Raw genomic sequence first — 12717 nt, 5'->3', positions numbered from 1 at the left:
GACCAGCTCGGCCCCCAGCCGCGCGCACTCCTCGCGTAGCCCCGCGATGCGGCGGGAGAGGGTCTCGGTGTCCATGCCTCAGTGTACCGAACACGTGTTCGACAGACAAGGGTCACGACGCTGCTGTGGACAATGAAAGGATCTCGGGTAGAACGAGATCGGACGAAGGCACAACGGGTCGGCTGCGACGCCACCACACGCGATCAGCCGCCTCGGATCAGCAACCTTGCGGTGCCGGCGACCGTCTCGTCGGAGGTGTGGACGGTCCGGGTCGGGAGAAGATCCGCACCGGGGTCGTCGAGCCACTGGGCCAGGAAGTCGTGCCCGTCGATGATCCAGGATCGGTCCTTGCCCGTCAGGCAGCGCTGCCGCAGCACGTCCAAGGACGTGGCGCGGTCCGTCGAGGGCAGCAGTCGGACGACGTCCGGCGAGCGGCTCAGTGCAGCGCGGACGGTGGCCAGCTGTCCGGCGTCCGCGTAGCTGGTGTGACCGGCGCCCAGCGCGAGGACGGACCCCGGGTGATCGGCGACGGCACGAGGCACGGCGTGCGCTCGAGCAGGCTCCCACTCGGTCTCGGCGGCGCGACGTCCGACGGCGGCGATGCGGGCCCGGAGCCTCGTGAGGCTCCATCCCACCTCCGCGTAGTACCGGTCCGCGATCTCGTCCAGGTCGACGAACGGCCGGTCCGTCATCGACGCGACCTCTCGACCCACGGTCGTCTTCCCCGCTCCGGCCGGCCCCATCAGCACCATCCAGGGCGCTCCCCCGGTCGGCTGTCCACTCATCGCGTCCTCACTCGACGTCGCTCGGGCCACGGCCGAAGTGCCACCAAGACCACCCTTCGCCGACCACCGTGCACGAGAACCCCGCCGGATCAGAGGAGGCGCAGCGTCTCGGGGTCGTCGGCACCTTCGAAGTACCGATCGAGCACCGCCCGGAACGGCGCGTCCTCTCCCGGACCGGAAGCGACCGCGAACAGGGTCATCGAGGAGCGCAGCTTGACGGCGTCGATGCCGCCGAGCACCGCCTCGGCGTCCGACCCCGGCAGCGCGAGCAGGGCCTCGACGCACTCGTGCAGCCGCGGCCCCAGCACCGGGTGGGCGAGGTACTCGCGGGCCTCCCCCACGCCGCGCACGCCGTAGTGCTGCGCCGTCGCGCTGCGTCCGAGCCCGGCCACCTGGGGCAGGACCAACCACATCCAGTGCGAGCGCTTCCGTCCGGCGCGCAGCTCGGCCAGCGCGGCGGCGTACGTCCCGCCCGAGTCCTGGGCCGCGACGAACCGCCACAGGCCGTCCGCACCGTCGCCGGCCACCGTCAGTACCCCGGCACCGACGGGTCGACGTCGCGCGACCACGCGAGGATGCCGCCGGGCACGTCCCACGCGTCGACGCCGCGGGCCCGCAGCAGGTCCACGGCCTCCGCCGAGCGCCCACCGGCCTTGCAGTGCACGACGACCCGGCGCCCGTCACCCCCGGGCACGGACGCCCCGGCACGCACCTCACCGACCGGCAGCAGCACCGAGCCCGGGATGGCCGCGACGTCGCGCTCCCCCGGTTCGCGGACGTCGAGCAGGACGAAGTCGGCCCGCCCCGCGTCACGCTCGGCGAGCAGCCGGGCGAGCTCCTCGACCCCGACCTCGGGACGGCCCACCGAGCCGTCGCCCACCGGATCGCCTGCAGCACAGGCATCCTCACGCTCCGTCGCCCACCCGAGCGGACGCGTCGCGTCGGCCGCCGCGCCGCACACCGCGCAGCCCGGATCGCGCCGGACCGGCACCGCGTCCCACGTCTGGCGCAGCGCGTCGTGGACGAGCAGCCGGCCGACGAGCACCTCCCCCGACCCCGTGACGAGCTTGACCGCCTCGGTCGCCATGACGGACCCCACCGACGCGCACACCGCGCCGAGCACCCCGCCGACCGCGCACGAGGGCACGGCGTCCGGCGGCGGTTGCTGCGGGAAGACGCAGGCGTAGCAGGGGCCTTCGCCGGCCCACCACACCGACACCTGCCCGTCGAACCGGTAGACCGACCCCCAGACGTGCGGGATGCCGAGCCGGGCGCACGCGTCGCCGACGAGGTAGCGCGTCGGGAAGTTGTCGGCGCCGTCGAGGACGAGGTCGTAGTCCGCGAGGACCTCCATCGCCGTCACGGCGTCGAGCCGCTCGCGGTGCCGCACGACGACCGTGTCGGGCGAGATCGCCGCCACGGCGTCCGCGGCGGAGTCGACCTTGGCGCGACCGACGTCGTCCACACCGTGCACCACCTGGCGCTGGAGGTTGGTCGACTCGACGACGTCGTCGTCGACGACCCCGATCGTGCCGACCCCCGCCGCGGCGAGGTAGAGCAGCGCGGGCGACCCCAGCCCCCCGGCACCGACGACGAGCACGCGCGCGGCGCGCAGGCGGCGCTGGCCGTCGAGCCCGAGGTCGGGCAGGAGGAGGTGGCGGGCGAAGCGGGTCCGCTCGGCGGCGGTGAGCTCGGGCCCGGGCGGCACCAGCGGAGGACGCGCCATGCGGCGAACCTAACACCGGCGCGGGGCACAGCCCCCGGCCACGACCTACCCGTCCGTAGGATGACGCGCGACGCCACGACCGGAGGACCCCATGACCAGCACCACGACCCCTCGCAGCTCGCGGATGCCGCGCAGCGAGCGCCGCGCCCAGCTGCTCGAGGCCGCCCAGGCCGTGTTCGTCCAGTCCGGCTACCACGCGGCCGCGATGGACGAGATCGCCGACCGCGCCGGCGTCTCCAAGCCCGTCCTCTACCAGCACTTCCCGGGCAAGCTCGACCTCTACCTGGCCCTCCTCGACACCCACTGCGACACCCTCGAGCAGCTCGTGCGCCGGGCGCTCGGGACCGACGCCGGCGACAACGAGGCCCGCGTCCGCGCGACGGTCGCCGCCTACTTCGACTTCGTGACGCGCGAGGACGCCGCCTTCCGCATGGTCTTCGAGTCCGACCTCACGAGCGTCCCGCAGGTCCGCTCGCGGCTCGACGCCGTCGAGCTCGCCTGCGCCGAGGCGATCGCCGAGGTCATCGCCGAGGACACCGGTGCGGACGACGAGCGGGCGCTCCTCCTCGGCTCCGCCCTCGCCGGGATGGCCCAGGTGGCGGCCCGGCACTGGCTGGCCCAGGACGGCGACATCCCCGAGGCCGAGGCCGCCGCCACGATCAGCACGCTCGCCTGGCGCGGGCTCGGCTCCTTCCCGAAGGTCGGGTCCTGACGACCGCTGCGCTGCGCCCTCGGCGAACACGCCCGAGCACCGGAACAGCCCCGACGCGTCGCGGGTTAGCCTGAGCGCGAGTACCCATCCGAGCGGGCCAAGGCCCGCGAGACCGACGAAAGGTGCGTGCCCCGTGGAGGTCACCATCGGTGTCCAGAACGTCGCCCGCGAGCTCAGCCTCGAGACGAACGCCGACGCGGACGAGGTCGCCGCGGCCGTCGACGCCGCCCTCGCCACCCCGGAGGGGATCCTGCGCCTCACCGACACCAAGGGCCGCACGGTCCTCGTGCCGGGTCGCTCGGTCGGTTGGATCCAGGTCGGCGAGACCGACAAGGGCAAGGTCGGCTTCGGCATCTGACGCTCACCGGCGCTGACCTGCGCCGATCCCTCGTTCCGACCCATCCTGTCGAAGGTTTGACGAATCTTCGTCCAAGGTCTAGCGTCGCGTCGTGCCCGAGATCCGGGCACGAGTGACGGGGCCCTCGGGCCCGGAACGGGAGAACCGCATGACCGAGCTCCTTCCCATGGCCGCCAGCTGCGCCCCGTCGGGCGTCGGCGGATGGATCGGCACCATCATCTTCGGCGCCGTCATCGGCGTCCTCGCCCGCCTCGTCCTCCCCGGCCGGCAGGCGATCAGCATGGTCGTCACCGTCGTCATCGGCATCGTCGGCGCCCTCATCGGCTACTGGCTCTCCGCCCAGATCGGCGTCTGCACCACCGGTGGCATCGACTGGCTGCGCTGGGTCATCTCCGTCATCGTCGCGGCCGTCCTCGTGGTGATCTACGAGCGCGTCATGGCCTCCCGCGGCGGCGCCCCCCGCACCCGCGCCTGACCGACACCCGCACGACGACGGCCCCCGCCTCGTGGCGGGGGCCGTCGTCGTGCGCAGGAGGGGCCGCTCAGGCCTCCAGACCCATCCGGGCCATCCGCTTCTGGTGGTTCTCGGTGAGCCGGGTGAACATCCGACCGACCTCGCCGAGGTCGAGCCCTCCCCCGACGAGCAGCGCCGCCATCGCGTCGCGCTCGACGGCCACGGCCTGGGCCTGCGAGAGCGCCTCGCCGAGCAGCCGTCGCCCCCACAGGGCGAGTCGGCCCGCGGCCGTGCGGTCGGTGCGGATGCTGTCGCGGACGATCTGGACGACGAACTCCGCGTGCCCGCCGTCGTCGAGGGCGTCCTGCATCACGCCGCGCGTCTCCTCGTCGACGAACGCCGACATCTCGCGGTAGAAGTCCTTGGCGATGCCCTCGCCGACGTACGCCTTGACGAGGCCCTCGAGCCACCCCCGGGGACGGGTGCGCTCGTGGAAGGCGGAGAACGGCGCGACGAAGGGCGCCATCGCCGCCTCCGGGTCGACGCCCAGGCCCGCGAGGTGCGCGCTGAGACGCTCGTAGTGCTGGAAGTCGGTCGTCGCGAGGCGTCCCATCCGGGACTTCAGCGAGAGCGTCGGGGCGAGGTCGCAGTCGGCCGCCATCCGCATGAAGGCGGTCAGCTCGCCGTAGGCCAGCACCCCGAGGAGGTCGACGACGGCGGCGTCGTAGCCGTGCTCCTGCGCCCCGTCCGCGTCCATGCGTCGGAGCCTAACGGTAGAGTGGCGGCGACCACGGTGCCCGGTCGGCTCGCACCCGTGTAGTGACCTTGATGGGCGGACGCCCGGTGTCCCCGGACGCCGCGACCGCCCCCGATGACCTCCGATCGGCCCGCAGCCTCTGCGCTGGTGCGCCCCGCGCGCCCGCCGACCGAAGAAGAGAGTCCATGACCGACGTCACCGACGCCCAGGCCGAACCGCAGGCCGCCCCGACCGAGCCGACCCCGAGCTTCTCGGACTTCCCGATCCACCCCGACATCGTCGCGGCGCTGGCCGGGCACGGCATCACGAGCCCCTTCCCCATCCAGGCGATGACGCTGCCGGTCGCGCTCGGCGGCCACGACATCATCGGCCAGGCCAAGACCGGCACGGGCAAGACCCTCGGCTTCGGCATCCCGATCCTCAACCGCGTCGTCGCCCCCGGTGACGACGCGTTCGCCGGCCTTCCGGCCGCGGGCAAGCCGCAGGCCCTCGCCGTCGCCCCGACCCGCGAGCTCGCCGTCCAGGTGGCCGGCGACCTCGAGCGCGCCGGCGCGAAGCGCGGCATCCGCGTCCTCACCGTCTACGGCGGCCGGGCCTACGAGCCCCAGGTCGAGGCGCTCAAGCGGGGCGTCGAGGTCGTCGTCGGCACCCCGGGCCGCCTCATCGACCTCGCCCAGCAGGGCCACCTCGACCTCGGCCACGCGCGCATCGTCGTCCTCGACGAGGCCGACGAGATGCTCGACCTCGGCTTCCTCCCCGATGTCGAGAAGATCCTCGCGATGACGCCGGCCGGCCGCCAGACGATGCTCTTCTCGGCGACCATGCCGGGCGCCGTCGTCACCCTGGCCCGCCGCTACATGAACCAGCCGACGCACATCCGCGCGATGGGCGACGACCAGGAGAACGCGCACACGGTCAAGGCCGTGGAGCAGCACGTCTACCGCGCGCACGCGATGGACAAGGTCGAGATGCTCGCGCGCATGCTGCAGGCCGAGGGCCGGGGTCTGACCATCGTCTTCAGCCGCACCAAGCGCACCGCCGCCAAGGTCGCCGACGAGCTCGTCGAGCGCGGCTTCGCGGCCGCGTCCATCCACGGTGACCTCGGCCAGGGCGCGCGCGAGCAGGCGCTGCGCGCGTTCCGCAACGGCAAGGTCGACATCCTCGTCGCCACCGACGTCGCGGCCCGTGGCATCGACGTCGAGAACGTCACGCACGTCATCAACTACCAGTGCCCCGAGGACGAGAAGACCTACCTGCACCGCATCGGGCGCACCGCCCGCGCCGGCAACACCGGCACCGCGGTCACCTTCGTCGACTGGGACGACCTGCACCGCTGGGGGATGATCAACCGCGTGCTCGACCTCGGCATCCCCGAGCCGGTCGAGACCTACTCCTCCTCGCCGCACCTCTACACCGACCTCGCGATCCCCGAGGGGACCAAGGGCCGCCTGCCGCGTGCGAAGCGCACCCGCGAGGGCCTGGACGCCGAGGTGCTCGAGGACCTCGGCGAGACCGGCAAGTCCGGTGGTCGTGGTGGCCGCAGCGGTCGCGACGGTGGTCGCGCAGGCCGTGACGGCGGGCGTGACTCCGGCCGTGGCGGGCGTGACGGCGGCCGCGGTGAGGGTCGCTCGTCCGACCGCCCGACCGAGGGCGGCGAGCGCCCCCGGCGCAGCCGCAACCGCCGCCGCACCCAGGGCGGCAAGCCGGCCGGCGAGGGCGCGCAGGGCTGAGCCCGCACCTCCCCACGCACGACGAGAGGGGCCGCATCCCGGGTGGGACGCGGCCCCTCTCGCGCGGGGTGGACCGGGTCAGACCTGCGGGGTGATGGTGCTCGTGTCGATGACGGCGCGGTAGCGGACGTCACCGTCGACGACGCGGTCCCAGACGGCGTCGACGTCGGCGGCGTCGACGACCTCGATCGTCGCGGCGATGCCGTGCTCGGCGCAGAAGTCGAGCATCTCCTGGGTCTCGGCGATGCCACCGATCTGCGAGCCGGCCACCGCGCGGTTGCCACCGATGAGGGCGCCCGGCGGGATCTCGTAGGGGGCCGGCGGGAGGCCGACGTTGACGACGACACCGGCCGGCTTGAGCAGCGCGACGTAGTCGGCGATCGGGATGTCGGCGCTCACCGTGTTGAGGATGATGTCGAAGGTGCCCTTGGCGGCCTCCATCGCCTCCTCGTCCTTCGAGGCGATGTGCGCGGTGGCGCCGAGGCCGATGGCGTCCGCGGCCTTCGCGTCGCTGCGCGAGATGGTCGTGACGGTCGCGCCCATCGCCGCGGCGATCTTGACGCCCATGTGGCCGAGGCCGCCGACACCGACGATGGCGACCTGCTTGCCCGTGCCGGCGCCCCAGCGGTGCAGCGGCGAGTAGGTCGTGATGCCGGCGCAGAGCAGCGGGGCGGCGACGTCGAGCTCGATGCCGTCGGGAATGCGCAGGACGAAGCGCTCCGAGACGACGACCTCCTGGGCGTAGCCGCCCATCGTCCACTCGCCGTCGTAGCCCTGGGCGTTGTACGTGCCGACGGAGGGCTTGACGCAGAACTGCTCCATGCCGTCCTTGCACTGCTCGCACTCGCCGCAGGAGTCGACGAGGCAGCCGACGCCGACGCGGTCACCGACCGAGTGGCGGGTGACGTCGGAGCCGACCTCGACGACCGTCCCGGCGATCTCGTGGCCGACGGTCAGGGGGAAGTGGGCGGGGCCCCACTCCTCACGGGCGGTGTGGATGTCGGAGTGGCAGATGCCGGCGAAGGCGATGGCGATGCGGATGTCGTCCGGTCGCAGGTCGCGCCGCTCGATGGTGCCCTGGCGGAAGCCGGAGGTCGCGGAGTCGGCGATGAGTGCAGGGGTGGTTGTCGTCATCCCAGCAGGCTAGGACGCCTCCCCCACCCGCGGTCAAACTCTGGACAAACATTCGACGATGAGCGATCTCACCGCCGCTCGGGGAATACGGTCAGAGCATCTCGAGCAGCCCCGCCGCGACCTCGCGGTAGGCCGTGGCGCCCTTGCTCGAGCGCGCCGTCGAGAGGATCGAGCGGCCGACGGCCGGGGCCTCGGCGAAGCGCACGGTCTTGGGGATCGGGGGGCTGAGCACCGGCAGGCCGTAGCGCTGGCCGACGTCCTCGAGGACCTCGCGCGCGTGGGTGCTGCGGCCGTCGTACAGCGTCGGGAGGATGCCGATGACGCGCAGCTTCTTGTTGAGGATCTTCTTGACGTCGGCGACGGTGTCGAGCAGCTGGCCGACGCCGCGGTGGCTGAGCATCTCGCAGGGCATGGGCACGACGAGCCCCTGCGCGGCGGTCAGCGCGTTGAGGGTGAGCACGCCGAGGCTCGGCGAGCAGTCGAGCAGGATGACGTCGTAGTCCTTGCGGACGGTGTCGAGGGCGCCCTGGAGCACGTACTCGCGCGCCGGCCGGCCGAGGAGGACGGCCTCCGCGCCGGCGAGCTCGATCGAGCTGGGGACGAGGTCGACACCGTCGGCGCAGGTCTGGACGACGTCGGCGAGCTCGGCGGCGCCGAGGAGGACGTCGTGGACGGAGGACTCGACGGTGTCGGGGTCGACGCCGAGGCTGAAGGTCAGGCAGGCCTGGGGGTCGAGGTCGACGAGCAGCACCCGCTTGCCGACCTCGGCGAACGCGGCGCCGAGCGAGGCGACGGACGTCGTCTTGGCGACCCCGCCCTTCTGGTTGGCGAGGGCGATGATCGTGGCCTTGCGCTTCGGCGCCATGGGGCGGCCCTTTCGGATCGTCGTCGGGGACGGCCCGATCCTCTCATCCGGCGCGGCGGCGCCCGGACGCGAGGACGAAGCGGCGGAACGCCTCGGCCGACGGCAGGAGGGGGCGCCCGTCGACCCACGCGAGCCCGACCTCGCGGTGCGCGCCGACGTCGGTCAGGGGCAGGAGCCGGGTGCGAGCGAAGGTCGCCGGCACGGAGAGGCCCTGCGCGGGGACGACGGAGACCCCGAGACCGGCCGCGACGAAGCCGCGGATGGTCGGCAGGTCCTCGGCCTCCATCGCGACGGCGGGGATGAAGCCGGCGGCCCGGCAGAGGTCGAGCGTCTGCTGGCGCATCCCCGACGGTGGGGCGCGCAGGACGAACGGCTCCCCGGCGACCTCGGCGAGGGCGACCTCGGAGCGGCCGGCGAGCGGATGGTCGGTGGAGACGGCGAGGACGAAGGGCTCGTCGAGGACGTGCTGCCACACGACGCCCTGGCCGGCGACGCGGGCGGCGGTCAGCTCGAGGTCGGCGCGGCGGGTCGCGAGCTGGGTGGAGATGCGCCCATCCTCGCCGACCGCGGTGCGCTCGATGACAACCCGGACCCGAGGGTGCTGCTCGCGGAAGGCCCCGACGAGGCCGGGGACGAGCCAGCTGCCGAGGCTCAGCGGGTAGGCGAGGGTGACGACGCCGCTCTCGGGGTCGACGATCTCGCCGACCGCGGCGAGGCCGTCGTCGAGGTTGTTGACGAGGGCGTCGACGTGGCGCTTGAACGCCGAGCCGGCGTAGGTCATCCGCAGGACCCGGCCCTGCCGGTGCAGGAGCGGGGTGCCGACCTCGTCCTCGAGCCGGGCCAGCGCGCGCGAGACCCCCGACTGGCTGACGCCGAAGACGTCGCTCACCTCGGTGACCGTGTAGCCGTCGGCGACGAGCTGGAACCAGCGCAGCGACTCGGTGTCCATCCCATGACGATACGTCATGTGTAGCTTGCGTCGTTTTCATTGGACGCATGGATGGCGTCGCTCGCACACTGGATGCATGACGAACACCACCGCACTCTGGACCACCGTCAAGGACGAGCTCCGTGAGCGCCGCGAGCAGCGCGCCGCGGTCCGCCGGCTGCGCGAGGACCTCTCGCACTACCGGACCCCCCACGAGATCGAGGACCTCCTCGTCGCCGTGGACACCCAGGAGGCGCAGGGCATCGCGACCGAGGAGGCCCCGCTCATCCGCTCCATCCTCCAGGAGAACCTGCAGGCGTACTACGGCACCCAGTCGCCGGTCCGCCGCGCCGCCGGTCTCTGACCGCCCCTCAGCCCGGGACGACGGGCTCCGTGCCCGGGACGACCCGGCGGCCGATCGGGCCCGGGTTCCAGGCGACCTCCCAGCGCACGCCGTCGGGGTCGGCGAAGTAGCCGGAGTAGCCACCCCACTCCCGCTCGACCCCCGTCCCGACCGGCGCCCCGGCCGCCGCGGCGAGCGCCAGCACCTCGTCGACGAGGGCCGGCGTCTCGACGTTGTGCGACAGCGTGAGCGGCAGCAGGCCGGGCCCACTCACCGTGACGCCGCCGACCTCGGCCTCGAAGTGCGCCCGGTCCCAGAGCGAGAGCACGAGCCGCTCCCCCGCCGGGAACATCACGACCTCGCCGTCGACCTCCAGCTCGGGCGCCCACCCGAGCCCGTCGACGTAGAAGCGCCGCGAGGTCGCGAGGTCGGCAACGGCCAGGGTGACGAACGAGATGCGCTGCTCCATCCCGGCAGCCTGCCACCACCACCCGACACGGCTCTGGCGCCCGAGGCACCCCCACCCCTACGCTGGCTCCCGTCGGTGCGTATGACGAGACGGGTTGCACGATGAGCAACGAACTCCCCACCGTGGCCCTCGCCCACCTCCTCGAGGGGGCGCGCTACGAGGTGATGCCCACTCCCTCGATCACCGAGGCCGTCCTCGAGCACGTGCCCCCCACCCTCACCGTCACCGTGACCGCCGCCCCGAGCAAGGGCCTGGCCGCCACCCTCGACACCTCCGTCGCCCTCGCGACCGCCGGCTACCGGGTCGTCCCGCACCTCGCCGCGCGCATGGTCACCGGCCGCGCCGAGCTCGAGGACGTCGTCTCCCGGCTGGCCGAGGCCGGGGTGACCGCGGTGTTCGTCCCCGGCGGCGACGCCGACCCCCCGGCCGGCGACTACACCTCCGCCCTCGACCTCCTCCAGGACCTCGCCGCGCTCGAGCACCCCTTCACCCACGTCGGCATCACCGGCTACCCCGAGTCGCACCCGAGCATCGACGACGACGTCACCGTCCAGTCGATGTGGGACAAGCGCCGCTACGCCACCCACGTCGTGTCCAACATGACCTTCGACGCCGAGCACCTCGGCACCTGGACCGAGCGCGTCCGCCGCCGCGGGGTCACCCTGCCGATCCTCGTCGGGGTCCCCGGGCCGGTCGACCGCACCAAGCTGCTCGGCATGGCGACGAAGATCGGCGTCGGCGAGTCGCTGCGCTTCCTGCGCAAGCAGAAGTCGGTCTTCGCCCGCATCGCCTCCCCCGGCTTCTCGACCGACCGCTTCGTCAGCCGGGTCGCCGCGCTCGCCGCCAACCCCGCGCTCGACATCGAGGGCCTGCACGTCTTCACGTTCAACCAGGTGGCGGTCATCGAGTCGTGGCGACGGCGGATGCTCGACGAGGCCGTGTCCGCCCGGGTCAGACCGCCGGGATGACCGCCGCACAGTCGCTACCGTGGTCGACGTGACCAACCGACTCACCACCCTCCTCGCCGGGCGCCCGGCCATCGCCGACGGCGGCTACGGCTGGCTGCTCCAGGAGCGGGGGCTGCCGATGGGCGAGTGCGCCGAGTCGTGGAACCTCACGAACCCCGACGCGGTGGCCGCCCTCCACGAGGAGTACGCGGTGGCCGGCGCCCGCCTGCTCACGACGAACACCTTCGGCGCCACCGAGCCGCGGCTGGCCCAGCACGGCCTCGCCGGGCAGGCCGAGGAGGTCAACCGCGCCGCGGCCGCCCTGTGCGCCACCGTCGCCCGCCGCCACGACGCCCTCGTCGCCGGAGACATCGGCCCCACCGGCGAGCTCCTCGAGCCGCTCGGCGCCCTGACCCCCGAGGCCGCCCGCGAGCTCTTCGCCGAGCAGGTCCGCGGCCTGCGCGACGGCGGCGCCGACCTGCTCCTCGTCGAGACGATGAGCGACCTCGAGGAGGCACGCGCCGCCGTCGCCGCCGCCCGCGCCGAGGCCCCCGAGCTGCCCCTCGTCGTCACGCTGTCGTTCGACACCAACCTGCGCACGATGATGGGCGTGACCCCGGCCGCCGCCGTGGCCGCCCTCGCCGCGGACGGCGTCGACGCGGTCGGCGCCAACTGCGGCCGCGGCCCGGACGAGATGCGCACCATCGCCGAGCAGCTCGTGGCCGCGCGGCCGGACGGGGTGCTGCTCGTCGCCCAGTCCAACGCCGGGCTGCCGGAGCTCGACGGCGACCGCTTCGTCTACACCGTCGGGCCCGAGGCGATGGCGGACCACGCGCGCGAGCTGCGCGACCTCGGCATCGACGTCGTCGGCGCGTGCTGCGGCTCCTCGCCCGCGCACCTGCGGGCGATGGCCGCCGCGCTCACCGCGGGCTGACCAGCGCGGCCAGGGCGGCCTCGAGCCCGCCGGACCCGGTGTGCCGCACCGTGAGCGGCAGGCCGATGGACTCCGCGGCCTCCTGGGCGAGCCCGCGCAGCTCCGCCTGCTCCGCGGGGTCCCGCGTCTGCACGAGCCAGACGACGCGCGCGTAGTGGCGGAAGTAGTCGTCGCGCAGCTCGGGATGGCGGTCGAGCCCCAGCTCGCGCACGACCGTCCGCGCGAAGGACCGCACGAGGAAGTCGGTGAGCAGGTAGGTGCCGGGCTCCTCCGCGGACAGCGCCTCCACGGTCGCCGGTCCCGCGAACAGGTCGTAGCAGTGCAGCCCCGGGAGCCGCTCCACCCCGAGCTCGCGGCAGGCCGCGTCGAGTGCCCCGTAGGTGCCGCAGTCGGCGTACCCGACGACGACGCGGTCGTACCTCGACCTCCGGTCCGCGACGGCCTCGGCCACCGCCGGCGCGATGCGCTCGGGCCGGTTGTGCAGCAACGGTGGCAAGGGATGGACGTCGAGCGGCCACCCGTGACGGGCCGCCGCCTCGGCCGCCGGCTGCGCGATGGCCCCGCAGGCCACGAGG

General features: G+C 73.6%; 16 protein-coding genes. 7 read left to right on the top strand and 9 right to left on the bottom strand.

The annotated features are described in order from the left end of the window. Positions 1-203: 203 nt before the first annotated feature. From J3473_RS18905 to moeB, 3 genes are all read right to left on the bottom strand, one after another. The gene (locus J3473_RS18905) at positions 204-743 is read right to left on the bottom strand and encodes a shikimate kinase (protein ID WP_256437965.1); all 540 of its coding nucleotides are present in this window, start codon (positions 741-743) and stop codon (positions 204-206) included. Positions 744-874: 131 nt separating this feature from the next. Next, complete coding sequence (locus tag J3473_RS18900) at positions 875-1312, bottom strand: DUF1810 domain-containing protein (protein WP_207025350.1); 438 nt, start codon at positions 1310-1312, stop codon at positions 875-877. 2 nt (positions 1313-1314) lie between these two features. Next, complete coding sequence (gene moeB, locus J3473_RS18895) at positions 1315-2511, bottom strand: molybdopterin-synthase adenylyltransferase MoeB (RefSeq protein ID WP_207025349.1); 1197 nt, start codon at positions 2509-2511, stop codon at positions 1315-1317. 91 nt (positions 2512-2602) lie between these two features. Here moeB and J3473_RS18890 point away from each other — a divergent pair, with 91 nt between their 5' ends. From J3473_RS18890 to J3473_RS18880, 3 genes are all read left to right on the top strand, one after another. Next, positions 2603-3223, top strand: coding sequence for a TetR/AcrR family transcriptional regulator (locus J3473_RS18890; RefSeq protein ID WP_207025348.1), 621 nt, complete (start codon positions 2603-2605; stop codon positions 3221-3223). A 133-nt stretch (positions 3224-3356) separates the two neighbouring features. Next, positions 3357-3581, top strand: coding sequence for a DUF3107 domain-containing protein (locus tag J3473_RS18885; protein ID WP_030529618.1), 225 nt, complete (start codon positions 3357-3359; stop codon positions 3579-3581). Positions 3582-3729: 148 nt separating this feature from the next. Next, a complete protein-coding gene (locus J3473_RS18880) occupies positions 3730-4056 on the top strand; it encodes a GlsB/YeaQ/YmgE family stress response membrane protein (protein WP_242525966.1) in 327 nt (108 codons plus the stop codon). Between the two features lie 67 nt (positions 4057-4123). Here the strand turns inward: J3473_RS18880 and J3473_RS18875 are convergent, their stop codons facing one another. Then, complete coding sequence (locus J3473_RS18875; RefSeq protein ID WP_030529616.1) at positions 4124-4792, bottom strand: ferritin-like fold-containing protein; 669 nt, start codon at positions 4790-4792, stop codon at positions 4124-4126. 185 nt (positions 4793-4977) lie between these two features. Here J3473_RS18875 and J3473_RS18870 point away from each other — a divergent pair, with 185 nt between their 5' ends. Beyond that, on the top strand, positions 4978-6522 hold the full coding sequence (locus J3473_RS18870; protein ID WP_207025347.1) for a DEAD/DEAH box helicase: 1545 nt from the start codon (positions 4978-4980) through the stop codon (positions 6520-6522). A gap of 78 nt (positions 6523-6600) precedes the next feature. On the opposite strand, the gene J3473_RS18865 is transcribed toward J3473_RS18870, so the two are convergent. The 3 genes from J3473_RS18865 to J3473_RS18855 all read right to left on the bottom strand — a co-directional run bounded on the left by J3473_RS18865 (position 6601) and on the right by J3473_RS18855 (position 9470). Continuing rightward, positions 6601-7656 (bottom strand): NAD(P)-dependent alcohol dehydrogenase, encoded by a 1056-nt coding sequence (locus tag J3473_RS18865; RefSeq protein ID WP_207025346.1) that lies wholly within the window; start codon positions 7654-7656, stop codon positions 6601-6603. A gap of 91 nt (positions 7657-7747) precedes the next feature. Continuing rightward, a complete protein-coding gene (locus J3473_RS18860; protein WP_207025345.1) occupies positions 7748-8521 on the bottom strand; it encodes a ParA family protein in 774 nt (257 codons plus the stop codon). Positions 8522-8564: 43 nt separating this feature from the next. Beyond that, positions 8565-9470 carry a LysR family transcriptional regulator gene (locus J3473_RS18855; RefSeq protein WP_207025344.1) on the bottom strand — a complete coding sequence of 302 codons (906 nt, stop codon included), beginning with the start codon at positions 9468-9470 and terminating at the stop codon, positions 8565-8567. A 76-nt stretch (positions 9471-9546) separates the two neighbouring features. Between J3473_RS18855 and J3473_RS18850 the strand changes: the two genes are divergently transcribed. Beyond that, entirely contained in the window at positions 9547-9813 is a 267-nt protein-coding gene (locus J3473_RS18850) for a hypothetical protein (protein WP_207025343.1), read from the top strand. A 7-nt stretch (positions 9814-9820) separates the two neighbouring features. On the opposite strand, the gene J3473_RS18845 is transcribed toward J3473_RS18850, so the two are convergent. Beyond that, on the bottom strand, positions 9821-10261 hold the full coding sequence (locus J3473_RS18845) for a VOC family protein (protein ID WP_207025342.1): 441 nt from the start codon (positions 10259-10261) through the stop codon (positions 9821-9823). Between the two features lie 101 nt (positions 10262-10362). Here J3473_RS18845 and J3473_RS18840 point away from each other — a divergent pair, with 101 nt between their 5' ends. Both J3473_RS18840 and J3473_RS18835 read left to right on the top strand, forming a co-directional pair. After that, positions 10363-11229 (top strand): methylenetetrahydrofolate reductase, encoded by an 867-nt coding sequence (locus J3473_RS18840; protein ID WP_030529609.1) that lies wholly within the window; start codon positions 10363-10365, stop codon positions 11227-11229. Between the two features lie 28 nt (positions 11230-11257). Beyond that, entirely contained in the window at positions 11258-12142 is an 885-nt protein-coding gene (locus J3473_RS18835) for a homocysteine S-methyltransferase family protein (RefSeq protein WP_030529608.1), read from the top strand. On the opposite strand, the gene J3473_RS18830 is transcribed toward J3473_RS18835, so the two are convergent. Continuing rightward, a complete protein-coding gene (locus tag J3473_RS18830) occupies positions 12129-12713 on the bottom strand; it encodes a DUF1638 domain-containing protein (RefSeq protein WP_207025340.1) in 585 nt (194 codons plus the stop codon). The two genes, J3473_RS18835 and J3473_RS18830, sit on opposite strands and share 14 nt — an antisense overlap. Between the last annotated feature and the right edge of the window lie 4 nt (positions 12714-12717).

It is taken from the genome of Phycicoccus sp. DTK01 (assembly GCF_017312765.1).
GTDB lineage: Bacteria > Actinomycetota > Actinomycetes > Actinomycetales > Dermatophilaceae > Phycicoccus > Phycicoccus jejuensis.
Note: the sequence above shows the minus strand (reverse complement) of the source record. Positions and strands in the feature narration are given on the sequence as shown.